The following is a 23,896-nucleotide window of genomic DNA, read 5'->3' as shown; positions in this document are numbered from 1 at the left end:
CCGCCATCGCACACTGACTTCAAGGATTTGTCGCGCTGCGCCCAGCAAGCGTCGGAATCTCGCACATGCGTGCGGCATCCGTCTTTCAGCTCGGCAATTTTCTGATTTCAACTCAAAACTAAGTGTGGACAGGCGCCAAAAGAAGTGCAACCTTTCTATTAAGAAAACAAAAGTGCGTAAATCGCACAATCGCTTTGGCAAGCCATCTGGCGCGCCCACACCCTTTCACCACAACACGGAGGACCAGCAGTGAAACGAATAGGCTTGGCCGCAATCGTGGCAGCATCCGTGCTGACCGCGCCTGCCTTTGCGCAGGACGTTCTGACCATCGGCGTCAGATCTGAGGCGGTGTCCATGGACCCGCACTGGACGCAGCTTTCCGCAGACCTGCAGGTGCAGGAACATATCTTCGAAAAGCTGGTCAACCTGGACACCTCGTCCCAGACTGAACCCGGTCTGGCAGTGTCATGGGAAGCCATTGATGATGAAACATGGGAATTCCGGCTGCGGCAGGGCGTTACCTGGCACGACGGCACCCCGTTCACCGCCGATGACGTGATCTATACCTTTGACCGGCTGCGCGGCGGCATTTCCGGCGCGCCGGCCAGCCCGGCGTTCCAGTTGGACAAAGGCTCGAAGACCTGGGAAATGGTGGATGACCACACGCTCCTGGTCCGCACCGAAGGGCCGTATCCGAACGTGCCCGAAGATTTGGCGATGCTGCCCATCATGGCGCGTCACGCCGCAGAAGGCCGCGAATTCTCGGTCGATTTCAACTCGGGTCTGGCGGCCATCGGCACCGGCCCTTTCATGTTTGAAGAATTCAGCCCTGGTAACCGCGTCAGCTTGACCGCCAATCCAAACTGGTGGGGCGGCGATCCCGGCTGGGATCGCGTGGTATTCCGCCCGGTCAGTCAGGACAGCGCGCGTCTGGCCGCATTGTTGAATGGCGATGTCGATATCATCGACTACCCGCCGACCGTCGATCTGCCGCGCATTGAATCGGACGCCAACTTCACACTCAGCACCACACCTTCCGACCGGCTGATCTATATGATGCCCGCCTACCGGCATGTTGAAGAATTCGTCCGCGACAACGACGGCAATGTAATGACGCCGAACCCGCTGCGCGACTGGCGCGTGCGCAAGGCCCTGAGCCTGTCGATCGACCGCGACGCCATCCGCGACCGGATCATGGGGGGCGCTGCCGAACCCACCCGCAACATCGTGCCGCCGGGCTTTTTCGGCCATGTCGACGCGCTGGAAGCCGATGCCTACGACCCCGATCAGGCGCGCGAATTGCTGGAATTGGCAGGCTATGCCGACGGGTTCCAGATGACGGTCCACGGCCCCAATGACCGCTACATCAACGACGCCCGCATTCTGGAGGCCATCGCGCAAATGTGGTCGCGCATCGGGATCCAGACCGAAGTTGACACCATGCCGCGCAACATCTTCTTTTCCGACCTGATCCGCGGCGGTGCAGATACCTTCCCCGGGTTTGACAGCCCTAAATTCTCTATGTCCCTGACGGGCTGGGGCACGGTTGCGGGCGATGCCACCTATACGGTGTCGGGCGTGTTGGAAAGCTATAACGCTGCCACGGGTGGCGGTAATGGCAACTTTGGCCGCTATGCGAACCCGGCGGTTGATGCCCTGTCGATCCGCGCAAAACAGACCATTGACCGTGACGCACGGTTGGCACTGCTGACCGAAGCCACGACCATCGGCATGGATGATTACGCCTTCATCCCGCTGCACTTTCAGGTGAACGTCTGGGCCATGCGCAGCGGCCTGGAACACGAAGCCCGCACCAACGAGCGTACGCTGGCGTGGGAAATCACCCGCACCGACGACTAAGCGCACCACCACACCAAACGGGGGAAGCGCTCGGCGGCTTCCCCCGTCCCCCTGACCGACCTGTAGACCGATCACACCTTTGAGTTTTCGCAGCCGCGTCCGGGCCACCTGCCCAAACGCCCTGCCCGCAGCTTTGCGCCGCCCTGCCACAACCAAGGAAATCCGATGCTGGAATTCATCATCAGGCGCTGCTTACAGGCCGTATTGGTGTTGTTTGTCATGACGCTGCTGGTGTTCTTCGGGGTCAATGTCATCGGGAACCCAGTCTACATCTTTGCGTCCTCCGAATGCACGCAGGCCTGCCTGAACGCGATCAGCGCCGATCTGGGGCTGGATCAACCGATCTGGGAACAATACCGCCGCTTTCTGGTCGGGCTGGTTCAGGGTGATCTGGGGCGGTCGTTCACCTACGGCATTCCAGCCATGACGCTGATCTGGGAACGTTTTCCTGCAACGCTCGAACTGGCACTGGCCGCGCTGATCATTGCCCTCGGCGTGGGGCTGCCACTGGGCGTCTTCGCCGGTCTGCGCCCGAGAAGCCTGTTTTCCAAAGCCATCATGGGGTTTTCGATGCTCAGTTTTTCGGTCCCGGTCTTCTGGATCGGGCTGATCATGATCCTGGTCTTTTCCGTCAATCTGGGCTGGCTGCCAGCCATCGGGCGCGCGCAACCCGTCAACCTGTTGGGGCTCCCGGTGACCTTCCTGACATTGGACGGGCTGCGCCATCTTGCCATGCCCGCCTTTACCCTGTCGCTGGTCATGCTGGCGATTGTCATCCGTCTGACGCGCGCAGGCATGTCCGAGGTGCTTCACGCCGATTACATCAAATTTGCCCGAGCCAATGGCATCCGCGAAAGTCGGGTGATCGGGGTGCATGTCATGAAGAACATCATGATCCCCATCGTGACCGTTCTGGGCATGGAGTTCGGCGGGGTGATCGCCTTTGCCGTTGTCACCGAGAGCATCTTTTCGTGGCCCGGTGTCGGCAAGATGCTGATTGACGCGATCGCTGTCCTCGACCGGCCGCTGATCGTGGCCTATCTGGTGTTTGTCGTCGTCATGTTCGTCGCGCTGAACCTGTTGGTCGATATCGTCTATTCCCTGCTGGACCCGCGCATCCGCGTGGGCGGGGGGGCACGATGACCGCTTCGGCGCAAAAACCCAGTAGACGCCGGGCGTTCCTGCGTGCGTTCATGTCGGTACCCAGCGCAAAGATCGCCCTTGCGATCTTCCTGGCCCTGTCGGGTGCGGCCATACTTGCGCCGTGGATTGCACCGCAAAACCCCTACGATCTGGCGACAATCAGCATCATGGACAACCTCCTGGCCCCCGGCACCGAAAGCTGGGAGGGGTATACACACTGGCTCGGCACCGACGGACAGGGCCGCGACATGCTGTCGGCCATGCTATACGGCACGCGGATATCGCTGCTTGTCGGGCTGGCATCGGGACTGATCGCGCTGACCTTCGGCACGCTGATCGGCTTGATTGCGGCGTTTCGCGGCGGCTGGCTGGATACGCTGCTGATGCGGATCGTGGATCTGCAACTCAGCTTTCCGACCATCCTCGTCGCGCTGGTGCTGCTGGTCATCCTGGGCCGCGGGGTGGACAAGATCATTCTGGCGCTGGTGGTGGTGCAATGGGCCTATTTTGCCCGCACCGTCCGCGGCGTCGCCCTCGTCGAAGGCGCGCGCGATTATGTTGAGGCCGCGCGCGGCCTGCGGCTGGGAACCCTGCGCATCCTGTTCCTGCATGTCCTGCCCAACTGCCTGCCCACCATGCTGGTTGTCGCAACCATGCAAATGGCGATGGCGATTTCACTGGAAGCAACGCTTTCCTTCCTGGGACTGGGCCTGCCGCCCACGCGTCCCTCGCTGGGTCTGCTGATCGCCAACGGGTTTGACTACCTGCAATCAGGGCGCTGGTGGATATCGGTGCTGCCCGGTCTGGTCCTGCTGATCCTGATCATGAGCGTCAATGTGCTGGGCGACCGGCTGCGTGAAACCCTCAACCCGAACCTGAACCGATGACCCAGCCCGTGTTAGAACTCCGCAAAGTGGAAACCACGCTGGAACTGGCCACCGGCCCGGTGCGCGTGCTTGATGCCATAGACCTGCATGTCGCGCGCGGCGAGGTTGTGGGCCTTGTCGGTGAAAGCGGGTCGGGCAAAACGATGACCGGCTTCTCCATCAACGGGCTGCTACCTCCCTCAGGGCGGATTACGGCGGGCCAAATCCTGCTGGATGGGCAAGACCTGCTGACCATGACGCCCAAAGAGATGCGCCGCATCCGGGGGCGGCGGATCGCGATGATCTTTCAAGATCCCATGATGACACTGAACCCCGTGCTGCGCATCGACACCCAGATGCTCGACGCCCTGCGCGCGCATGAAACCCTGGACCGCCGCGCGGCACTTGTGCGCTGCGAGGCCGCGCTGCACGACGTCGGCATTGCCAGCCCGGCTGAGCGCCTGCGGGCCTACCCACACCAATTGTCGGGCGGGATGCGGCAGCGCGTCGCCATTGCCATTGCCCTCTTGCACAGCCCCGACGTGGTGATCGCGGATGAGCCGACCACAGCGCTGGACGTGACCATTCAGGGCCAGATCCTGGCGCTGGTGCAACGGCTGTGCCGCGAAAAGGGCACCGCGCTTTTGTGGATCACGCATGATCTGTCGGTGGTGGCAGGCATCGCCGACCGACTGGCGGTGATGTACGCGGGCCGCATCGTTGAACATGGCCCGGTTGATACCCTTCTGGATCACCCCGCCCATCCCTATACCCGCGGGCTGATCGACAGCGTTCCGGCCAGCCATACCCCCGGCACGCTGCTGCCGCAGATCCCCGGCCGGATGCCCGCGCTGACCGAACTGCCCACGGGCTGCGCCTTCGCCCCCCGCTGCACGCGGGCGACCGCTGCCTGTGAAATCCGCCCCGAAATGCAGATCGACACGCAGGCGCAAAATGATGGGCCCGCCGATGGCCGTGCGCTGCGCTGTCATCATCCCTTGCCAAAGGTTCTGCCATGACTGCCCCGCTTCTGGATGTCCGAAACCTGACCAAAACCTTCGGCGGCCAGCAACCGGGCCTTGGCGCGCTGCTGGCCGGGCTGCGTCTCTCCCCCCGTGCGCGCCCCGTTCATGCCGTGTCCGATGTCAGCTTCACCATTCAACGGGGCGAGGTCATGGGCGTCGTGGGCGAATCCGGCTGCGGAAAATCCACCCTCGGCCGCATGGTCGCCGGGCTGCTGACGCCGACCCAGGGCCAGATCACCCAGACCACGGCGCCCGGTGCGAAACCCCGCCCGCTGGCACGCCAGATGATCTTTCAGGACCCGTTTTCATCGCTCAACCCGCGCCACCGCGTTGTGGACCTGATCGGCGAGGCGCCGCGCGTGCACCGTATCGTCCCCGCCGCGCAACTGGATGATTACACGACCGAAATGATGGAACGCTGTGGCATTGATCCCAGCTATGCGGGTCGCTTCGCGCATCAGTTTTCGGGCGGACAGCGGCAGCGGATCGGGATCGCCCGCGCGCTGGCCGTGCGCCCTGAGATGCTGATCGCGGACGAGGCTGTAAGTGCCCTCGACGTGTCCGTTCAGGCGCAGATCATCAACCTTTTCATGCAACTGCGCGATGAATACGCGCTGACCTATCTGTTCATCAGCCACGATCTGGGCGTGGTGCGGCACCTGTCGGACCGCGTGTTGGTCATGTATCTGGGCCGCATTGTCGAATCCGGACCTGTGGCCGATGTGTTCGACCGGCCCAACCACCCCTATACCAGTGCCCTGATCGAAGGGGTGCCGCGCCTCGACCGGCGGCGGCAGGTCTATCAGCCCATCCAGGGCGACATGCCCTCGCCGCTGGACCCGCCGAAAGGCTGCCACTTTCACCCCCGTTGTCCCCATGCCTTGCCGCGTTGCCGGACCGAAGCGCCCAGGCTGCGCGACATTGCCCCCGGCAGGCAATCCGCCTGCCACCTGAACGACCAGAAATAGGAGCTATCAATGAACACTTACGCCGAGCGGATGAAAGCCTTTCAGGGCCTGATTCAAGGCCGCGCCGATCTTGTCTATATTCCCATGGGCACCGATCTGGACTACCTGACCGGCATTCACCGCGATACTCCCAACTGGGGCCGCAACCTGCACCCCGGCATGTGGCTGGAAGGCGCGTGGCTGTCCCCAGATCATGATCCCATCCTGACCATTCCGCGCATGACCGCCGAATTTGGTGCGCAGGGCGGCATGGACGGGCTGGATGTGCGCGTCTTGGGCGACTGGGATGATCCTGTAACGCTGGTCAAAGGCATCCTGTCCGAACTGGGTGCAAAGGACGGCGCGCGCATCGCCACATCCGATGACGCCGACGCCGAATCCCTGATGGAGCTGCAAAAACTGGTCAGCGGCGCGCAATTCAAATCCGCCACGGCGATCTTGCGTGAGTTGCGCGTCGTCAAATCGCCGTCAGAAATCGACACCATGCGCGAGGCGGGCCGGATCACCGAAGCGGCCTTTACCGATGTCCTCAAACAGTTGAAAATCGGCATGACCGAACTGGACATCGTGTCCGAAGTTGATTTTCAGCTCCGCCGTCATGGGTCGCTGGGGCCCAGCTTTACCACTTCGCTCTACAATACCGGGCCGAACCACAAGATCCTGTTCGGCCGCCGCCTGCAAAGCTGGCCGCGTGTCCTGACTGCCCCGGTTTCGGTGCTGTTCGATTTCGGCGCGGTGCATGATGGCATGTGCTATGACTTTGGCCGCACCGTATCCTTTGGCGCGCCGAGCGCTGAACAGCAAAAGGTTCACGGCCTGATCATGGCCAGCCAGCGCGTCGGCATCGAAGCGCTGAAAGCCGATGAAATCACCTGCGCCGAGGTTGACCGAATCGCCCGCGACGTGATCGCCGACGCCGGATATGGCGACAAATTCCGTCACCGTCTGGGCCATGGAATCGGATGGGACGTGCATGAACCGCCGTTTTTGACCGCCGGTGATGAAACAATTGTGCGCGATGGCATGATTTTCACCATCGAACCTTCAATCTTCCAGGAAGGTGACTTCTCCGCACGGATCGAAGACTGCGTGGTTGCGCGCAAAGGTGGGGGCGAGGCTCTCACCAAAGGCTGGCAAGATCTCATTGTGGTTGAATAACACCCTACGTTCAGCATGCACGCTGGGCGCCGGGGCCACCCTTTCGTGGCCGACTTCTGCGGCGCCCAGCACCCTCAATAAGTGCGCTATCTATACAAGAATTTATATTGCGCACAAATCTACCTTCCGCTTACACTCAACGCACACCGGAGGCGCGCGCGCACGCACGTTCCCACCCCCACCCCGGAGCAACGGCCATGACAGTGCTTCTTGCTATGACCGACCGCCTGAACAAGGTCCTGCTCTACATCCTCGCGGGGCTTCTCGCGCTCGTCAGCGTCGCTGTCATGGCGCAGGTGACAGTCCGTTTCGTGCTGACCACTGTAGGGATCAATATCTCTGCCCCATGGACGGAAGAACTGGCGCGCTATGCGCTGATCTGGATGGTGTTTCTCGGCGCGGGCTACGGCATGCGCCACACCCGACTGATCTCGATGGAGTTTGGCATCCAGTCCCTGCCCCGCCGGTTCGGCGTTCCGCTGCGCTACGCCGTCCTGCTGTTGATCATTGCCTTCAGCGCGCTGCTGCTGAAGGCGGGTTTGGATTTCGTGGCGCTTGGCCGGTCCGAAACCAGCCCCGTGCTGGGCATCACCAAGGACTGGGTCTACTGGGCCATGCCGGTGGGCGCCGCGCTGCTGATCCTCAACACTTTCGCACATATCGCTGACACGGTGATCGCCAAACGCGACATCCGGCTCGGCGCTGACCATTCCCCACAGGACTGATCCCATGGCAATTCTGATCCTCGTACTGCTGAGCCTTATTGCAATCAGCGTGCCGATCGCGATGGCGCTGGGGATGGCGGCGCTGATTGTCTTGCAGGAGCGCTCCATTCCGCTGATCGCCATTCCACAGGTCGTGTTTGAATCGCTCGACAGCTTCACACTGATGGCGCTGCCGCTCTATGTTCTGGCCGGGCACCTGATGACTGCGGGCGGCATCGCCACCCGGCTGGTCGAATTTGCAAAGGCGCTGGTCAGTTGGGTGCGCGGTGGACTTACGGCCGCGGTTGTCCTGACCTCCATGCTGTTTGCCACCATATCTGGCTCATCCGCCGCCACGGCAGCCGCCATCGGGTCCATGCTGATCCCACAGATGGAACGACAGCGCTATCCGCGCGCCTTCAGCGCAGCGGTCACCGCATCCTCGGCGGAACTCGGCGTGATCATCCCGCCGTCAGTTGCGATGATCGTCTATGGCGTGACCACAGGCACCTCGATCACCGAGTTGTTTCTGGCGGGCTTCTTGCCGGGGCTGATGATCGCCGGGTCGCTTATGGCCACCGTTATCGCCATGTCATGGGTCAAATCCTATGGCGAGCGTCAGTCATTCTTCATGCCCGACTGGTCGCGCGCGGTGCTGCGGTCCATGGGCCGGGCTTGGGCGTCGTTGCTGATGCCAGTCCTGATCCTTGGTGGTATTTTCGGCGGCATCTTCACCGCGACCGAGGCTGCGGGCATCGCCGTCTTCTACGCCCTGTTCCTCGGCCTGTTCGTCTACCGTGAACTGTCGTTTCGCCAATTGCCGCAGATCGTCGCGCAAGCGGCAGTCACATCGGCAGTGGTCATGATCATCGTGGCCTTTGCCGCGATGTTTGGGTTCTCGCTGCACCTGTTGCGCGCGCCCCAGGCCATCGGCGCGCTTCTCACCAGCATGACCGATGATCCGCTGGTCTTTCTGCTTCTGGTCAATGTGTTCTTGCTGATCGTCGGGATGTTCATGGAAACCTTCGCCGCGATCATCATTCTGGGGCCGATCCTTGTGCCCATCGCGCGCGCCTATGGCATCGAGGCCACGCATTTCGGGATCATCATGATCGTCAACCTGGCCGTCGGGATGGTGACGCCCCCGGTCGGGGTCAACCTGTTCATCGCCTGCGGGATTGCCCGTGTCAGCATGGAAAAGCTGATGCGCCCGCTGTCGGTGCTGCTGCTGGTGCTGATCGTCAACCTGCTGATCATTACCTACGTGCCGGGCATTTCACTGGCATTGATACGTTAATCACACAATGGGAGAGTAAAAATGCGGAACTTCAAATCACTGACCGCCACCACCGCGCTGGTGCTGGCGCTGACCACCCAAGCGAACGCACAGGAGCACCAGATGACACTGGCGCATGTCCTGTCGGACCAAAGCCCGTATCAGGTTATCCTGGAAGAGTTCAAAACGCTGATCGAAGATCGCAGCGAAGGCCGCATCGCCGTTGAGGTTCAGTGCTGCGGACAGGCGGGCAATGAGACCCGCGCCATCCAATCCTTCCGCACCGGCATCCTGACCGGCGGCATGGTCGGTGGCTCGTCGCTGGAAACCGTGGTTCCGGCCTATCGCGTTTTGTCCCTGCCGTATCTGTTTGACAGCAAACAGCAGGCCTATGACGTCTTGCAAAGCGACATCGGCACCGAAATGCTTTCAAAACTGGAAGAATTCGACATGATGGGCCTTGGCTTTGGGTCAATCTACGAACGCTCCATCGCGTCCACCGTGCCGATCACCAGCGTCGATGATATGGCGGGCCTGAAGATCCGCGTCCTGCCCACCCCCGGCTTTGTCGAGGCGTATAATTCCCTCGGCACCCAGCCCACGCCCATGGCATACGGCGAAGTCTTCATGGCCATGCAAAACCAGGTTGTCGACGCGCTGGAAATCTCGCCCGATGCCTATGTCGCGGACCGCTTCCACGAAGCCACCACTGATTTCACCCTGACCAACACGCACCAGTCGACCACCATCTTTGTTCTGTCCCGCAGCTTCTGGGAAGGTCTGCCGGAAGACCTGCAAACGATGGTGCAAGACGCCGCAGCCGAGGCGATTGCCGCCGGGATCTTGGTGCATGATGAACTGGCCGATGCCGGGCTGGAAACCGCCCGCGCAGCAGGCGTGACCATTCATGAGCCTGATCTGGCACCCTTCATGGAAAAAGCCCGCATGTCCTGGCCCGTCATTCTGGACGGCCATGACGACGCAGCCGGCTTCCTGACCCAGATCGAGGCGTCGCTGGGCCGCTGATACGCACCAGCCCTCAAACCCATGCGCGGCCCCCTTCCAATAGGCGGGGGGCCGCGCCTTCGTCTGGCCGCGACAACGCAAGGGACAACCATGATACATTTCTATTTCAATGCCGCACCGAACCCGATGAAAGTCGCGTTGATGCTGGAAGAAACCGGCCTGCCCTACACGCCTGTCCCGGTGGACACCAAGATAGGCCAACAACACACGCCTGAATTCAACGCCCTGAACCCCAACCGCCGCGTGCCCGCACTGATCGACGACGATGTGGCAATTTTTGACAGCAACGCCATATTGCTGCATCTGGCCGAAAAGACCGGCCAGTTCCTGCCCAAATCGGGCGATGCTGCGGCCCGCGGGCAGTTGCTGTCATGGCTGTTCTTCATCGCCTCGGGCATCGGACCCTATTCGGGGCAAGCGGTTCACTTTGGTCATATCGCCAAAGGGATCAGCGTCTATGCCCTTGATCGCTATCGGTTCGAGGCCGCGCGCCATTGGCAGATCGTTGAGGACCGGCTCGAAGGCCGTGACTACATGCTGGGATCGGACTACAGCATCATCGACATGGCCATCTGGGGCTGGGCGCCGCGCATTGAAGCCATACTTGATACTGACCCGGCGGTGCGCTTCCCCAACATCACGCGGCTGATGACCGAACTGGACGCCCGCCCCGCCGCCATCCGCGCGCGCGACCTGCCAACGCGCTATCCGTTCAAGCAAGAAATGGATGTTGAAGCCATCGCCCACATGTACCCGACCTTGCAACAGTTTCGGCAGAATTCGTGAGGGGATATCAGCAGCTTGACTTGCTCTAGCTGCTGATACCGGCGGCACGCAGGGATCGAGGCCCGCATGCACGCAAAAAAGTCGCCGCGCCGCCGATGAGACGGCGCGCGCGCTAGAAAACTGTATCCATCAGTTCCACGGCACCGAACGCTGCAAAGAGGACAGCAGCGACCAGCAACGCTGCGCCCAAAAGGCCGCCTCCTGTCTGGGTTAGCGCGCTGTCACCATTGGCAGCAGATGGGCCTGCACCATCACCACCGCGCAAGGCGCGCCATGCGGCCTTTGTGCGCGACCCGATGGATCCCGCAACAGCAACGGCGCAGTCCGCATGGCGCATCATCGTATCCGGGGACCGCCCCTCAAGCGTCTCAATCCGTGCGGTCAGACACGCGACGGACCGATGCAATGCGGCCAGTTCTTTCGCGGGGTCGTCATCAGGGTGTGTACTGTCAGTCATGTTGGCCATCCTTCTTTCGCGTTACTGCGTCCACAGACGTTCGCGTTCGACACGGCCCTGATCGTCGAGGCGCACCTCGACCTGATCCCCAAATGGGTTCAGCGCCAGCGCCTCGACATCGCGCCCACCCCGTTCAAGAAAGCCGATCTGCGTATAGCCAAGCGCCTCCAGCCGTTCCCGCGCCGCCGCGTCGGACAGCGACCGGCGATCGTCGCGTTCGCGCTCATAGTCGCGCAGGTCCCCGTTCCGTCCGAACTCTATCTCGATCCGCATGCCATCGGCCGCGTAGCCTTCGACAGAGATCTCGCCCTCATCCAGCTCGATCTCAGTCAAACGGGCGATGTCGGCAAAGCGCGGCTCGGCACGGGCAGCTTCCGGCAGCATCGCCGCGACCAGGCTTTCAGGCAGGCCAACGATGTCGCTCTGAACTTCAATCAGCCTGTCACCACGCGCTTCAGCCCGCAGCCATCCACCCCCGGGCAGACGGGCGTAGATATAGGTTTCGCCGTCGTCATCGGGACGGATGCGGATGTCGGTCAGGCCAAGACCGCTCAGCGGCTGCGGCAGGGCGACCGGCCGCGCCTCAGCAGTTCCGGTGACGGTCAGGGCCGTTGCCGCAAAAGTGTCGCCGTCGCGGGTCCCGTCCAAACTGACGCGCGCGCCTTCGCCGGGCACCTCTGCGCCTTCGGGCAGCGTGACCAGCAAGCGCCCCTCGGGCGTTGTGACGACGATCTGCTGCCCGAAGCGTTCCGCAATCGTGCCTGAAAGCTGCGTGCCCTGCGCGCCAAGTGGGGTGCCAAGCATCGCAGTCAGCGCGATTGCGGCAATGATGGCAGTCGATGTGCGTTTCATGGGTATCTCCTTCATGTCGATCATGCAGGCATCTTGCGCGATTCGCCCCCAATGCACCCGCAACGGCGCCGTTTGGGTTCCATTGAGCCTTCGCGCCTTATATTGGACCTTATGCGCTCGATTGTTTTCATCGCTGCCCTGCTTGCCTGCGCGCCCGCCTTCGCGGACGCGCCCCCCGATGCCATGCGCATTGGGCCCGCTGCCGCGCTGGATTGTGTCGCGGCGCGCTATCGGGGCGAGGCGCTGCGCGTGCGCGACGATGAGGACGGGCTGATTCAGGAAGTTCGCTGGCTGACCCCGGCCAGCAATGTTTTGCAGATCGAGCTGACTGGCCCGGGCTGCCGCTTTCTGGAAGTCGAGGGCGTGGGCCAGACCGAAGCGCGCATCCTGCCGGGGCCGCCGCGATGAAGGTGCTGTTGATCGAAGATGATCGCGCGCTGGCCAGCCAGATCGCTGAGGCACTGTCCGACGCCGGCTACACGGTCGAGGCTGCCCATGACGGCGAAGCGGGCGAATTCCTCGGCGCGACCGAGACAATTGGCGCGGCGGTGCTGGACCTCGGCCTGCCCGGAATGGACGGGATCGAGGTTCTGCGCCGCTGGCGCGCAGAGGGGCATTCCTTTCCCGTCCTGATCCTGACCGCCCGCGACGCTTGGGCAGACAAGGTTGCGGGGTTTCGCGCGGGGGCCGACGATTATGTGCTCAAACCCTTTCGCATGGAAGAAGTGGTGCTGCGCCTCGGCACCCTGATACGACGCGCGGCAGGTCATGCGACGTCGGAACTGATCGCGGGCGGTCTGGTACTGGACATGGCGACGGCGCTGGTCACGCTGGACGGGATGCCGCTGAAGCTCACCGCCTTCGAGGGGAAGCTGTTGCGGTTCCTGCTGCTGCAAAAGGGTCGCGTTGTCAGCCGGACAGAACTGTCCGAGCATATGTATGACCGCGACACAGACCGCGATTTCCGCTCGATGGAGGTGGTCATCGGGCGATTGCGGCGTAAGATCGGCGAAGCGCGGATCGAAACCCGGCGCGGTGAGGGCTATCGCCTGCTGCCCGGCGATCCTGCATGAGGCCCAATTCTATCCGCGCGCGGCTTCTGCTGTGGTCCGGCGGGCTGACCGCAGCGGCGCTTGTACTGGCCTGGATCGCACTCTCGGCCGTTCTATCCGATTTCGTGGACCGAAGGCTTGATGCCGAACTGACGGCCAGCGCGCGCGCCATCATGGCCGCGTCCGAATGGGACGTAACCGGCAGCTTCGCGGTGATCCCGCCCCCCGCCGATCCGCGGTTTGAGCGTCCGCTTTCAGGCTGGTACTGGCAGGTTGGCGACGGGGCCACCGTCCTGGCCCGCGCACCGTCGCTGGTGACGGGCGATCTTGGGCTGGAAAGCCAGAATGCCGCCGGGCCCGACGGCGCTGCGCTTGTCATCCATCAGAAGCGGTTCACCGCACCGGGCGACGGGCGCGCCCTGACGGTGACCGTCACCTTGCCCGCCGCCGAGGCTGCCGCTGAACTGACATTGATCCGCAGGCCCGTCCTGGTGGCACTGGCGGTCTTGGGGGCGGCGCTGCTGATGGCGCAGATCGCAGCGGTGCGCGCCGGGCTACTTGATCTCACCCGCTTTGCACGCGCTGTCGCTGCCGTGCGCGACGGAAACGCCCAGACCGTGCCCCGCCCCGATGCGGCAGAACTTCAACCATTGGCGCAGGAACTCGACAGGCTGATCGCCATGAACGCAGCCCAGGTCGAGCGCGCGCGGGCCCATGCCGGCGATCTTGCCCATGCGCTGAAGACACCGCTTGCCGTCCTTGCGAACCGCGCCGGGCCACAAGATGCGCCCCTGATCGGGCGGATGGACCAGATGATCCGCTGGCACCTGAAACGCGCGCGCGCTGCGGCGGCGGGCCTGGATCCGACTGCGCATTGCGCGGTGGCGCCAGTGCTGGAGGATATCAGTCTGGTCTTGATGCCCGAAGCGCGGCGCCGGGGCATCTCGCTGACAGTCGCGGCAAAGGCCGCGCCCGACTTCCGCGGCGCCGCCGAAGATCTGGCCGAAATCGTCGGTGCGCTGGCCGAGAACGCGGTGCACTTCGCACGGAGAGCCGTCCGGATCACCGCATCACCCGGCCCGGCTGGCCTGGTGATCGACATTGCCGATGACGGCCCGGGAATTCCACCCGACCAGCGTGATCGCTTGCTGACCCGGGGCGCGCGTCTGGATGAAGCGGCCCCGGGACATGGTCTGGGCCTTGCCATCGCCGCCGACCGCGCGCGGGCTTATGGCGGAACACTTTGCCTTGAAACCAGTGATCTGGGCGGCCTTCTTGCGCGCTTCACAGTCCCTGCGCGTGGATGATTGAGGGGTAGCCGGCCAGCGCATTGTGCATACCCGGGCCGCCGCAACACCGCCGACCAAAGATTTGCGCAACGTATCAAAAACGCTCAGGCGGTTTTCGCCCACGCTGGTCTCTTGCGCTGACGTGGGTCGGGTGAACTTGGTGTTGCCGCGACGGCGCAACACGCAGAAGCAACGTCCATGCCGCCAAACACAACCTTTGATTGATTTTTGGCTTTGATATAGCTTTAACAATCATTACATCCTCCACATGCGCGCGGCATTTCCGCCCGTGTGCAACACCTTAAACAGTCACCAAAAATCGGCGATCGTCGACAACACAGAGGCAGATAGGAGTTCGGGCTTGATGCAAACCACCGCATCAGAAAATGCTGGCGGAAGGGGTGCCACGCTTGTGGCATCTGCATGTGGCGCACCTGAAAAGGCAGCCCCCGTTCTGCAACGGCGTATCTTGCTCGCTGAAGATGGCATGTTTAACCAGATGCTGCTCTCAACAATCCTGCGGCAACAAGGGCTGGCAGTGGAAATTGTCGGCAACGGCGCGCTTGCCGTCGCACGGGCGATGGAGGCACTGCACACAGGTGCTGCATTTGATCTGATACTCATGGATATCCAAATGCCCGAGATGAATGGCGACGTCGCAACAGCCAAATTGCGCGCAATGGGGTACCCGGGGGTAATTGTCGCGGTGACCGCCGATGACACCGAAGTCGAGCGCGCGCGGTGCATAGACGCTGGCTGCGATAATTACCTGACCAAACCCATTGCCCGCGACGCCCTGATCGCCGTAGTCAAAACCTACCTGAGCGGTGGCAATGACGGCGCTGCCGAAAAGATCCACACCCCGACAGGTGACGGCGCATCGCAGGCACACGCGGCAATCGCCCCCCTTTACAGCAGTTACGCAGATGATCCGGAGATGGAGATGCTTGTCGCAGGTTTTGTGGACCAGTTGCCGGGCCATGTCGCCGCCCTTCGAACCGCCGCAGATTGCGACGACCTTGGCGGGATGACGCGGCTGGCCCATCAGCTTAGCGGGGCGGCCGGCGGTTATGGGTTTACGCCCGTAAGTCATGCCGCGGCGGCCCTGGAAAAAGCCGCGCGCGCGGCCGACAACACGGACGGCCTGATGTCAACGCTTGAAGGCTTGGCGCAGGTTTGTGCGCAGGTTCGGAAGTGAAAGGTAACGTAGTGACCCAGACGCTTTCTCAATCCGTCCTCTTGGTCGACGATTCACCCGATATCCATCTGCTGGTCCCTGCCAGGCTGGGTTCGGAACGGTTGACCATCCATCATGCGTACAACGCAGTTGACGGGTTGAGCGATGCCAAAACGCATCAGCCAGATCTGATACTTCTTGATCTGGATATGCCCGATATCGACGGGCTGACGCTGTGTGCCCAGTTGAAAGCGGATAAAGACCTTGTGGGTATCCCGGTGATCTTTCTGACCGGGATATTGGACGTTGCGACCAAAGTGAAAGCGTTTGAACTGGGCGCGATCGACTATGTGACCAAACCATTCGACGGGGTCGAACTTAAAGCGCGCGTGCGGTCGGCATTGCGTACAAAACGCTATCACGACATGCTCAGCACCAAAGCGCAGATTGATGCGTTGACCGGGCTTTGGAACCGCCGCTATCTGGATGACCACCTTGGCGCAGAGGTATCTGCCCTGCGGCGTCGCCCGGGCGCGTTGTCGTTGCTGATGGTGGACATAGACCATTTCAAACACATCAACGACACCTATGGCCATCCGGTTGGTGACAGCGTCATTCAAGAGGTGGCCGAGGAGATCAAACAAATGTCGCGTAAATCCGATATCGTTTGTCGCTATGGTGGCGAAGAATTTGCGGTCATCCTCAAAGATACCGACAGCGCCGATGCATTGATCATTGCCGAGCGGCTGCGCGAGAAAATCTTCATGCGCGACTTTAGTGATGGCCGCAAGAAATTGAGGGTAACTGTCAGCATTGGAATTGCCAGCAGCGACCAACTTGCGCCTGATATGGTGTTGCCGGGGGCCATAATTGAAGCCGCAGACCGGACCCTGTATCGCGCGAAGACCGAAGGGCGAAACCGCATCTGCTTTCAGGCCCACAGCGCGCAGGGCATCACTTCCGGATTGTCGTGGCATTAGCGTTGCGGCATTCGTCCGGAATCGTCAGCTTTGCCGCCCCATGTGCGACTGTTGCTAGCCGCGTCTGATGGGCAGTCAGGTTCCCCCGTGGTGCCTCCTCCGCCAAAAGACAACCGCCCGCGCCGAGCGGCAGAAACGCCCCCGGGCGCTATAGCGCTTCACAAAATGCATCGGCGCGTTGGGCCCTGAACATCGGCCGACGGATGAATTCTGAAACCGACGAAATTAAACTGACAATCTCCCCACGGGCGTGCAAGTTTCAGCCAGGAGCCCGCTTCTTGTTTTTGCGCAAAAACCGCGCGGACTGCAACAAAAGGAACATGACTTGACCACCTCCGATCGCTTGCAGCACCTGCTCGATAAATCTGACATCGCTGATGTAATTCATGCTTATTGCTTTCACTTCAATCGCAACGAACCAGACGCGGTTGCGGCCCTGTTTACTGCTGATGCGATTGTTGATTATGGGCCAGAATTTCCAGCCATGCAGGGCATCGAAACGATTGCCCCTGCCATCGCACGGGGTCTCCACGACACTTTCGCGGCGACCTCGCACCATGTTTCAAACATCGTGGTAACATTCGAGGACGCCGATCAGGCAAACAGCATTTGCTATCTCTACGCCTGGCACCGGTACCAGGCCGATGTGCCTGACAGTGAATTATGGGCGCAATATCATCATCGGTTCCACCGTACTGCGGGTGGATGGAAAATTGCAGAACTCACCTTGCGGGCCGCAGGGGCAAAGTCGTTCCATCGCAGCAAAATGCATCCAATTGGACGAAAATAAGGGGCGTTGTCCCCGAACACGGGGGCCAACCCTCAAATCATTGCCCAACGGCAGCGTCAGGCTGGATTTTGCGCCGCGACAAGCCGTTGCGCGTAATCCAATGCACTTAGCATATTGACGTGGTTTGCCTTACCCGTACCAGCAATATCAAATGCTGTGCCATGATCGACCGAGCAACGGTTGATCGGCAGGCCAAGCGAAACGTTAACCGCCGTGTCAAACGCCACAAGCTTGATCGGAATGTGGCCTTGGTCATGGTATTGCGCGATCACCAGATCATACGCGCCCTGATAGGCCCGGTGAAACACGGTATCAGCTGAAACCGGCCCGTCCACATTCACGCCCTCCGCGCGCGCGGCCTCGACAGCTGGACGAATGAAATCATCGTCTTCGGTGCCGAACAGCCCGTTTTCACCACAATGCGGATTTATCCCGGCCACCGCGATCCGTGGGTTTTCCAGCCCCATCCGCTTCAGATGCGCGGCTCCCTTCCGGATGGTGGCCAGGACACGCTCGGTGCTGGCGCGCGTGATCGCGTCGCGCAGCGCCACATGGGTTGACACATGCAGCACATTCAACCGCTCGGACGCCAACAACATCCATGATGACGGCGCACCGGTCAAATGTGCGAGCATCCCGGTATGCCCGTCATAATGGTGCCGCGCCGCATTCAGCGCCGCCTTGTTGATGGGCGCCGTCACGATGCACCCCGCCGCCCCTGTCTGACACATTTCAACCGCACGGGCGATGTATCGGTAAGACGCCTCACCGCAGGCAGCATCCAACACCCCGAAGCGACCGGGCAAGCCGTCCACCGCGACATGCGCAACCCGCAGCCCATCGCCACCGTGGTCCGGCGCGATAACAGGCAACGCAATATCGCAAACCTTTGCGGCGCGCGTCATTGTACCGTGGTCCCCGATCACGGTAATTGCCGCGCGGTCTGCAGGCGACAATGTCGCCAAGGCACGCGCCGTCACCTCAGGCCCGACGCCCGAAGGGTCTCCCATAGTGATAACGATCAATTTGGACATAGGCACCCTCCCATGATTTCCACACCCTGATAACCTATGGGTAAATACGTTACAAGAACTCGCAAGATAACTCCTGAACTTTTGACAAAAAACCATAAAAATATAGTGTTGTTTGCCCTTCCATCATCAATTATAAGCTTTACAAGTTTGCGCTGAAAGGGGATTTCTTGCCGCACGTGCTGATCATTGCGGATGATTTGACGGGAACGCTGGACGCTGCGGTTGCCTTCGCGCGCGCGGGTCATCGCGTCTGCGCGGCGCGCAAGATCGCGACATTGCCAGCCTGCATCGCATCCGGCGCGGAAGTCATTGCAGTGAACACCGCCAGTCGTGAAATCAACGAAAGCGCGGCGCGCGCCAATTTGCATGAAATCGCCGCTATGCTGGATTTGCACCGCATCCCGGTTCTGATCAAAAAGGTCGATTCACGCCTGAAAGGGCATCCCGGCCCCGAAGCGCGCGAACTGGCAGACCTGGCAGGGCGCGCCGAATGCCTTGCCGCCCCCGCCCTGCCCCGGATGGGACGGTTTCAGGTTGCAGGTCAGCTTATGGGTCAGGGTATCTTGACGCCCATTTCCATCGCCGCGCGGCTTGGGACAAAAGCCCATTGCCCGGACATCCAGACAGCGCAGGATCTGGAGACAGCCGTCGCAAAATGGGGTCTGGCGTCGAACACGCTGTGGATCGGAGCCAGCGATCTGGCCTTTGCACTCGCACGGGCAACCTATGCTCAGCCGCTGCCGGAACCCACGCCCCTGGTTGGACGCATTGCCGTCGTAATCGGCTCACGCGATCCGATCACCTTGGCGCAGCTGGAAGATCTGGCGCAAAACGGCGCGGTCATTCATCGTGCGCCGAACGGCTGGGTCCCCGCATGTGACACCGATACCGATCCGTTTTTGCTGGCCATTGCCCCGGGCAATGCGCCCTGCCCGGCGGCCAAGGCAAGTATGCGCTTTGCAGATGGGGCACTGGACGCAGTGTCAAAGGCCCAACCGCGCACCATCATTTGCGCAGGCGGCGAAACTGCGGATGCGCTGCTCGCGCGCCTTGGCGTCGATATGCTAGACCTCAAGGGCGAGATCGCGCCTGGGCTGCCGATCTGTCAGGCAAACCTGCCTTGGGGCAGTGTGGATATTATCACCAAATCCGGCGGGTTTGGCGGGCCCCAGATACTGACGCAGCTTGCGTTGCAGCGCCACTTGTCTGAGAATAATGGGCTTATTAGTTAGGATAGTACCGATGACCGAACAATCGCAGACGCGTCCGCGAACCAGCCTTGCCGAAAAGGTGTATGACACGATGCATACGCGGATCATGCGTGGCGATTTCAGCCCGAACGAGAAACTACCAGCGGAAACGGATCTGTCCGTCCAATTCGGCGTCTCGCGTCCGATCCTGCGCGCGGCCCTTGAACGGCTGCGCGAAGAAGGGCTGATCTATTCGCGGCAGGGCGCGGGTAACTTTGTCCGGCTGAAACAGGCAAACCCGCTGGGCTATGCCAAGGTGGAAACCATCGCGGACATACAGCGGTGCTACGAATTTCGCCTGACCGTCGAATCCGCTGCCGCCGGGATGGCGGCGAAGCGCCGCAATCTGGTTGTGCTGGGCGACATGCAGCGCGCGCTTGACATGCTGGCCGATGCGACCGGCTCTCGAATGCACCGGGAAGACGCTGATTTTGCTTTTCATGTCGCCGTCGCCAGCGGGTCAAACAATTCCTACTTCGTCGAAACCCTGCGCGCATTGCGCGAGCATATTCACGTCGGCATGAAGCTGCACGGCGAATCGCTGATGTCCGATGGCGCCGCTGCACTGGAAGAGGTGCTTGCCGAACACCGCGCGATTTTCGATGCGATCAAGGAACAGGATGCTGACCGCGCCCAGACGGTGATGCATGCTCATATCGAACATTCACGCAACCGCTTGTTCGGCGCCAGCTTGCTGGATCTGTCGCTTCAGGACAAATCGTAACGTCGCAGGATCTCGCGGATCGCCTGGTCCTGATCGGCGACTGGCAACAACGCAGGTCCTCGGCTGGTGCCAACCGAAGAATCCATGCACCAGAGCGCGCGTTTGACCAACGCGGGCGGGTATCCCAGCGCATAAAGCTCGGTCCTGAACGCGGTGAATCGTGCCTGCGCCGCCTCGGCCCCTGCGCTGTCGCCGGCACGATGCGCAGCGATGATCTGCGCCAAAGTGTCTGGCATTACATTCCCAAGGCCCGAAATGCACCCTGCGGCCCCCTGCCCCAGCGCCCACAAAATCAGATGATCGGGGCCAGAATACACCTTGAACCCGGGCATATCGCGACCAATGGCCATGTAGTCTTCCAACGTTTGCTGCGCACCGCCGCTGTCCTTGATCCCTGCAATGTTTCCATGCGCCGCCAGGCGCCGCGCCGTTGCCGGCTCAATGTGGTTCTGCGTGCGCGCTGGAATGTCATACAGGTAGACCGGCGTTTGCACGGCATCCGCCACGCGGGTGAAATGCCGCTCCAGCCCGTCTTGGGTACAGGCGATGAAAAACGGCGTTATCACCGCGATTCCATCCACCCCTGCGCGTTCAAAAGCCTGCGCAAGCTGAACGGTCTCAAAGGTTGCGGGCATCCCGGCATTGGCAAAGACCGGAACCTTGCCCGCACTCTCGTCCACCACGGCCTCGACCAGCGCGATCTTCTCGTCATGTGTCAGCGCGGTGAAATCGCCGTTGGTGCCAGCGACCATCAGCGCATTCCCCGCAGCGACCTGCCTGCGCACCTGCGCGCGCGTTGCGGTCAGATCAAGACGTTCATCACCGTCAAAACAGGTGACAAGTGCCACAAAGGCAGTCGGGGTCATGGCAAATCCTCTCAATGCCTCAATGGGCAGCGGTATAAATCTCGACGACCTGCGCCACCGACATGTCGCGCGGGTTGTTATCCATCAGCCGCCGAATGGCATGGGCCTCTTGCGCCCATAGCGCGTAATCGGTGGCCTGCGCCCCATGCTGGGACAGCCGCATCTCCAGCCCCAGACCCGCGCAGAAACCGTGTGCCGCGTCAAGCAGCCGGGCCGCGCCGCCACCAGGCAGGCCAAGGGCGCGCGCAACCTCGGCGGTTTTTTCCGGGCTGGCGGATTCGTTGAAGGCAAGGACATGCGGAAAGATGATCGCATTGGCCAGGCCATGCGGCAACTTCAACCGCGTGCCCAGCGGATACGCCAAGGCGTGGCCTGCGGCGGTGTTGACCGGCCCAAGACAAAGCCCACCATAATAGGACGCAAGCATCATTCCCGCGCGCGCCTCACCGTCCTGCCCGTCAGCGACCGCGCGGGCCAGATAGCGCCCGACAAGGTCAATCCCCAACCGCGCATACCCGTCGATCAAGGCATGTGCGCGGATATTCGTGAATGCCTCGACACAATGCGCCATGGCATCTACCCCGGTCGCGGCCGTCACGGCGGGTGGCACGGAAAACGTCAGCTCCGGGTCCAGAACGGCCAGATCGGCCAGCAGATGCGGGCTTTCCACCGCGATCTTGGCATGTGTATCGGGGTCAGTCAGCAGCGCGCGTGTCCCGGCCTCGGACCCGGTACCGGCAGTGGTCGCAACTTGGGCAAGCCGTGTGCGTCGCCCGGCGACGCGGTTTGGTCCGGTAACATCCAACAGCGCCTGCGTCCCATCCCAAAGCGCGGCCACCAGCTTGGCGACATCCATGACGGACCCGCCGCCAAGCCCCACCACCAGATCAGGTTGCACGCGCCGCGCAACTTCCAGCACGGCATCAAAAGCGGGCAGGTCGGGCTCTGGCGGGACGGAATCTATCACCTCGACATGACCGGGCAGGCATAGCCGGTCGACATATTGGGCAGTGGGGCCGCTTGCGATGACAAGGCACCGCACAGCACCTTCCGCAAAAGCACCCACGCGGGCCACGGCACCGCGCCCAATCTCGACCCGCCGCGGCTGGTGCAGGCAAAGCGGTGTGTCCATGGCATTCATTGGGGGGCTCCTTTCAACATGGCCTCGGCGCAGATCCTGCGCATCCAATCTGGCGACAGGCGTACATGCCGGATGGCGCGGCGATACAACGTATAAGCAACCTCCAACCCGCCATCCGCCCGAGGCAGGATCATCGGGTAGGACAATTCCTTGTTGTTCCCATCCAGCGAGTCGTTGGTCAGGCAGGTGCCGGGACTATCCTCGACAATATGCCGGAAGGGAAAACTGCGCCCGCCATCCGCCGACAGGCACAACGACAAGGGCCCGCGTTCGACCCCCCAGATCGGCGCGCAACCGTCCGTCGCGTCGGGGCGCGTGTCATCCCCTTCCAACTCATCATACAGCGACTGGCGGCGCGCGGTGGATTGTGCCGCCGACATCGGATTGCAGACCATCGCCAACAGACCATTATCCAATCGCACGACCCCGATGGATGAATTGTTGTTGGGCACATCGGTTGGCACGGGTGCAGACCAGCTTCGGCCACCATCATGGCTTTCACTGCGGTGCACGAAATCGGCCTGCCGCCTGCGGTAGAACGCAGCCATGCGCTCCTGCCCCAATGCGATCGGCGTCATATGCACCGCCCCGGCCGATCCAGGTACATGAGTGACAGACCACGTCTCACCCGCATCCTCCGATACGGCCATCGCCGCGCTGTCATGCGCGCCGGTCCACCGATACCCTTCGCGCGGGTTGCACAGAAACAGCGGCAGCATCCACGCGCCATCGTCGCGAATGGTCAGCGGCGCGCGGATGAAGGTGCCATCCGGCAAGCCGATGTCACGCGCCGGGCCGGCGATCAGACTGTCGCCGTCACGGGTTACCCGGCGCATGAAAACCCGCGACTGATCCTGATTGCCCGCAGGCTGCGCCGTGTTGAACAAATACCCCTGCCCGCCCGGCATGACATGCAGCACGGGGTTCTGCTCGGACCGGTCCGGAAGATCCGTCATGCGCGACGGGGCAGACCAGCGCGCTGCGCCCTCATCCAGGATCGCCGCGTGGATTGAAATATCGGATTTGCCTTCAAGCGAACCACCAAACCATGCGCAGATCAACGCGCCATCGGACCAGCGCGCAAGGAATGCCGCATGGTTCTGGACTGTCGGCGCGGCCAGGATCGCCCCGGCATGCGCACCAAATGGCGCCAGCGCACCCATCATCTGTTTGGCAATCTGATCTGGTGTCAGCACGTTCATTCCCCATGTCAGTGTTTGCCAAAGGTGCCGCATCAGTCGTAAATTTGTCAATACAAAATTGTATCCTGCCAGGTTCATATCGCCAGAAACCTCCAATCAACTTGGAGAAACCCGATTTATAAAGATATTTTCTGCCTTAAAGAAACGGTTTGACAGTTGTTTGCAAGTTTACCAATATGGTCGTACTGTCGCCTGTATATTGCGCGATCGGCATTGGCCGCAGCGGGCAGGGGATAGCGTTCATTTCGGCCTTGCGGATAATTCGCATGG

General features: G+C 61.6%; 24 protein-coding genes. 18 read left to right on the top strand and 6 right to left on the bottom strand.

Annotated elements, in window-relative coordinates:
* The first annotated feature begins 249 nt into the window (after nucleotides 1-249).
* From H9529_RS19545 to H9529_RS19500, 10 genes are all read left to right on the top strand, one after another.
* A complete protein-coding gene (locus H9529_RS19545) occupies nucleotides 250-1,860 on the top strand; it encodes an ABC transporter substrate-binding protein (protein WP_143033504.1) in 1,611 nt (536 codons plus the stop codon).
* 165 nt (nucleotides 1,861-2,025) lie between these two features.
* Complete coding sequence (locus H9529_RS19540) at nucleotides 2,026-3,003, top strand: ABC transporter permease (RefSeq protein ID WP_092888772.1); 978 nt, start codon at nucleotides 2,026-2,028, stop codon at nucleotides 3,001-3,003.
* Entirely contained in the window at nucleotides 3,000-3,890 is an 891-nt protein-coding gene (locus H9529_RS19535; RefSeq protein ID WP_092888775.1) for an ABC transporter permease, read from the top strand. Before H9529_RS19540 ends, H9529_RS19535 begins: the two co-directional genes overlap by 4 nt.
* Nucleotides 3,887-4,888, top strand: coding sequence for an ABC transporter ATP-binding protein (locus tag H9529_RS19530; RefSeq protein ID WP_092888778.1), 1,002 nt, complete (start codon nucleotides 3,887-3,889; stop codon nucleotides 4,886-4,888). Before H9529_RS19535 ends, H9529_RS19530 begins: the two co-directional genes overlap by 4 nt.
* A complete protein-coding gene (locus H9529_RS19525) occupies nucleotides 4,885-5,862 on the top strand; it encodes an ABC transporter ATP-binding protein (RefSeq protein WP_092888781.1) in 978 nt (325 codons plus the stop codon). Before H9529_RS19530 ends, H9529_RS19525 begins: the two co-directional genes overlap by 4 nt.
* Nucleotides 5,863-5,871: 9 nt before the next feature.
* Nucleotides 5,872-7,020 carry a M24 family metallopeptidase gene (locus H9529_RS19520; protein WP_092888784.1) on the top strand — a complete coding sequence of 383 codons (1,149 nt, stop codon included), beginning with the start codon at nucleotides 5,872-5,874 and terminating at the stop codon, nucleotides 7,018-7,020.
* A 197-nt stretch (nucleotides 7,021-7,217) separates the two neighbouring features.
* Entirely contained in the window at nucleotides 7,218-7,745 is a 528-nt protein-coding gene (locus H9529_RS19515; protein WP_092888787.1) for a TRAP transporter small permease, read from the top strand.
* Between the two features lie 4 nt (nucleotides 7,746-7,749).
* Nucleotides 7,750-9,021: a TRAP transporter large permease gene (locus tag H9529_RS19510; protein WP_092888790.1), complete on the top strand. Its 1,272-nt coding sequence runs from the start codon at nucleotides 7,750-7,752 to the stop codon at nucleotides 9,019-9,021.
* A gap of 21 nt (nucleotides 9,022-9,042) precedes the next feature.
* A complete protein-coding gene (locus tag H9529_RS19505) occupies nucleotides 9,043-10,026 on the top strand; it encodes a TRAP transporter substrate-binding protein (protein ID WP_092888793.1) in 984 nt (327 codons plus the stop codon).
* 90 nt (nucleotides 10,027-10,116) lie between these two features.
* Nucleotides 10,117-10,812: a glutathione S-transferase family protein gene (locus H9529_RS19500; protein WP_092888796.1), complete on the top strand. Its 696-nt coding sequence runs from the start codon at nucleotides 10,117-10,119 to the stop codon at nucleotides 10,810-10,812.
* Between the two features lie 112 nt (nucleotides 10,813-10,924).
* Here H9529_RS19500 and H9529_RS19495 read toward each other — a convergent pair whose 3' ends face one another.
* Nucleotides 10,925-11,269, bottom strand: coding sequence for a hypothetical protein (locus tag H9529_RS19495; protein ID WP_092888799.1), 345 nt, complete (start codon nucleotides 11,267-11,269; stop codon nucleotides 10,925-10,927).
* 21 nt (nucleotides 11,270-11,290) lie between these two features.
* Nucleotides 11,291-12,121 (bottom strand): prevent-host-death protein, encoded by an 831-nt coding sequence (locus H9529_RS19490; RefSeq protein WP_092889217.1) that lies wholly within the window; start codon nucleotides 12,119-12,121, stop codon nucleotides 11,291-11,293.
* Between the two features lie 111 nt (nucleotides 12,122-12,232).
* Between H9529_RS19490 and H9529_RS19485 the strand changes: the two genes are divergently transcribed.
* The 6 genes from H9529_RS19485 to H9529_RS19460 all read left to right on the top strand — a co-directional run bounded on the left by H9529_RS19485 (nucleotide 12,233) and on the right by H9529_RS19460 (nucleotide 17,409).
* Entirely contained in the window at nucleotides 12,233-12,529 is a 297-nt protein-coding gene (locus tag H9529_RS19485; RefSeq protein WP_092888802.1) for a Cys/Met metabolism pyridoxal-phosphate-dependent enzyme, read from the top strand.
* On the top strand, nucleotides 12,526-13,194 hold the full coding sequence (locus tag H9529_RS19480; RefSeq protein WP_176847062.1) for a response regulator transcription factor: 669 nt from the start codon (nucleotides 12,526-12,528) through the stop codon (nucleotides 13,192-13,194). Before H9529_RS19485 ends, H9529_RS19480 begins: the two co-directional genes overlap by 4 nt.
* On the top strand, nucleotides 13,191-14,480 hold the full coding sequence (locus H9529_RS19475) for a sensor histidine kinase (protein WP_092888805.1): 1,290 nt from the start codon (nucleotides 13,191-13,193) through the stop codon (nucleotides 14,478-14,480). Before H9529_RS19480 ends, H9529_RS19475 begins: the two co-directional genes overlap by 4 nt.
* A gap of 451 nt (nucleotides 14,481-14,931) precedes the next feature.
* Nucleotides 14,932-15,660 carry a response regulator gene (locus tag H9529_RS19470; protein WP_263399463.1) on the top strand — a complete coding sequence of 243 codons (729 nt, stop codon included), beginning with the start codon at nucleotides 14,932-14,934 and terminating at the stop codon, nucleotides 15,658-15,660.
* An 11-nt stretch (nucleotides 15,661-15,671) separates the two neighbouring features.
* Nucleotides 15,672-16,619: a diguanylate cyclase gene (locus H9529_RS19465; RefSeq protein ID WP_176847064.1), complete on the top strand. Its 948-nt coding sequence runs from the start codon at nucleotides 15,672-15,674 to the stop codon at nucleotides 16,617-16,619.
* A 325-nt stretch (nucleotides 16,620-16,944) separates the two neighbouring features.
* Nucleotides 16,945-17,409: a nuclear transport factor 2 family protein gene (locus tag H9529_RS19460; RefSeq protein ID WP_176847066.1), complete on the top strand. Its 465-nt coding sequence runs from the start codon at nucleotides 16,945-16,947 to the stop codon at nucleotides 17,407-17,409.
* Between the two features lie 56 nt (nucleotides 17,410-17,465).
* On the opposite strand, the gene pdxA is transcribed toward H9529_RS19460, so the two are convergent.
* Nucleotides 17,466-18,443 (bottom strand): 4-hydroxythreonine-4-phosphate dehydrogenase PdxA, encoded by a 978-nt coding sequence (gene pdxA, locus H9529_RS19455; RefSeq protein WP_092888818.1) that lies wholly within the window; start codon nucleotides 18,441-18,443, stop codon nucleotides 17,466-17,468.
* Nucleotides 18,444-18,619: 176 nt separating this feature from the next.
* Between pdxA and H9529_RS19450 the strand changes: the two genes are divergently transcribed.
* Complete coding sequence (locus H9529_RS19450) at nucleotides 18,620-19,675, top strand: four-carbon acid sugar kinase family protein (protein WP_223814441.1); 1,056 nt, start codon at nucleotides 18,620-18,622, stop codon at nucleotides 19,673-19,675.
* 10 nt (nucleotides 19,676-19,685) lie between these two features.
* Nucleotides 19,686-20,417 (top strand): FadR/GntR family transcriptional regulator, encoded by a 732-nt coding sequence (locus H9529_RS19445; RefSeq protein WP_092888824.1) that lies wholly within the window; start codon nucleotides 19,686-19,688, stop codon nucleotides 20,415-20,417.
* Here the strand turns inward: H9529_RS19445 and H9529_RS19440 are convergent.
* The 3 genes from H9529_RS19440 to H9529_RS19430 are packed head-to-tail and all read right to left on the bottom strand — an operon-like array spanning nucleotide 20,402 to nucleotide 23,617.
* A complete protein-coding gene (locus H9529_RS19440) occupies nucleotides 20,402-21,283 on the bottom strand; it encodes a dihydrodipicolinate synthase family protein (protein ID WP_092888827.1) in 882 nt (293 codons plus the stop codon). The two genes, H9529_RS19445 and H9529_RS19440, sit on opposite strands and share 16 nt — an antisense overlap.
* A gap of 19 nt (nucleotides 21,284-21,302) precedes the next feature.
* Complete coding sequence (locus H9529_RS19435) at nucleotides 21,303-22,424, bottom strand: iron-containing alcohol dehydrogenase (protein ID WP_092888830.1); 1,122 nt, start codon at nucleotides 22,422-22,424, stop codon at nucleotides 21,303-21,305.
* Nucleotides 22,421-23,617, bottom strand: coding sequence for a sialidase family protein (locus H9529_RS19430; RefSeq protein WP_176847100.1), 1,197 nt, complete (start codon nucleotides 23,615-23,617; stop codon nucleotides 22,421-22,423). Before H9529_RS19430 ends, H9529_RS19435 begins: the two co-directional genes overlap by 4 nt.
* Nucleotides 23,618-23,896: the final 279 nt, after the last annotated feature.

Source organism: Roseicitreum antarcticum (assembly GCF_014681765.1).
Classification (GTDB): Bacteria; Pseudomonadota; Alphaproteobacteria; order Rhodobacterales; family Rhodobacteraceae; genus Roseicitreum; species Roseicitreum antarcticum.
Note: the sequence above shows the minus strand (reverse complement) of the source record. Positions and strands in the feature narration are given on the sequence as shown.

Coding starts and splice junctions, on each gene's coding strand:
- H9529_RS19505 (WP_092888793.1), top strand. CDS start 9,043: ATGCGGAACTTCAAATCACTGACCGCCACCACCGCGCTGGTGCTGGCG.
- H9529_RS19480 (WP_176847062.1), top strand. CDS start 12,526: ATGAAGGTGCTGTTGATCGAAGATGATCGCGCGCTGGCCAGCCAGATC.
- H9529_RS19475 (WP_092888805.1), top strand. CDS start 13,191: ATGAGGCCCAATTCTATCCGCGCGCGGCTTCTGCTGTGGTCCGGCGGG.
- H9529_RS19435 (WP_092888830.1), bottom strand. CDS start 22,424: ATGAATGCCATGGACACACCGCTTTGCCTGCACCAGCCGCGGCGGGTC.
- H9529_RS19530 (WP_092888778.1), top strand. CDS start 3,887: ATGACCCAGCCCGTGTTAGAACTCCGCAAAGTGGAAACCACGCTGGAA.
- H9529_RS19485 (WP_092888802.1), top strand. CDS start 12,233: ATGCGCTCGATTGTTTTCATCGCTGCCCTGCTTGCCTGCGCGCCCGCC.
- H9529_RS19520 (WP_092888784.1), top strand. CDS start 5,872: ATGAACACTTACGCCGAGCGGATGAAAGCCTTTCAGGGCCTGATTCAA.
- H9529_RS19525 (WP_092888781.1), top strand. CDS start 4,885: ATGACTGCCCCGCTTCTGGATGTCCGAAACCTGACCAAAACCTTCGGC.
- H9529_RS19500 (WP_092888796.1), top strand. CDS start 10,117: ATGATACATTTCTATTTCAATGCCGCACCGAACCCGATGAAAGTCGCG.
- H9529_RS19540 (WP_092888772.1), top strand. CDS start 2,026: ATGCTGGAATTCATCATCAGGCGCTGCTTACAGGCCGTATTGGTGTTG.
- H9529_RS19510 (WP_092888790.1), top strand. CDS start 7,750: ATGGCAATTCTGATCCTCGTACTGCTGAGCCTTATTGCAATCAGCGTG.
- H9529_RS19515 (WP_092888787.1), top strand. CDS start 7,218: ATGACAGTGCTTCTTGCTATGACCGACCGCCTGAACAAGGTCCTGCTC.
- H9529_RS19495 (WP_092888799.1), bottom strand. CDS start 11,269: ATGACTGACAGTACACACCCTGATGACGACCCCGCGAAAGAACTGGCC.
- H9529_RS19445 (WP_092888824.1), top strand. CDS start 19,686: ATGACCGAACAATCGCAGACGCGTCCGCGAACCAGCCTTGCCGAAAAG.
- H9529_RS19490 (WP_092889217.1), bottom strand. CDS start 12,121: ATGAAACGCACATCGACTGCCATCATTGCCGCAATCGCGCTGACTGCG.
- pdxA (WP_092888818.1), bottom strand. CDS start 18,443: ATGTCCAAATTGATCGTTATCACTATGGGAGACCCTTCGGGCGTCGGG.
- H9529_RS19535 (WP_092888775.1), top strand. CDS start 3,000: ATGACCGCTTCGGCGCAAAAACCCAGTAGACGCCGGGCGTTCCTGCGT.
- H9529_RS19440 (WP_092888827.1), bottom strand. CDS start 21,283: ATGACCCCGACTGCCTTTGTGGCACTTGTCACCTGTTTTGACGGTGAT.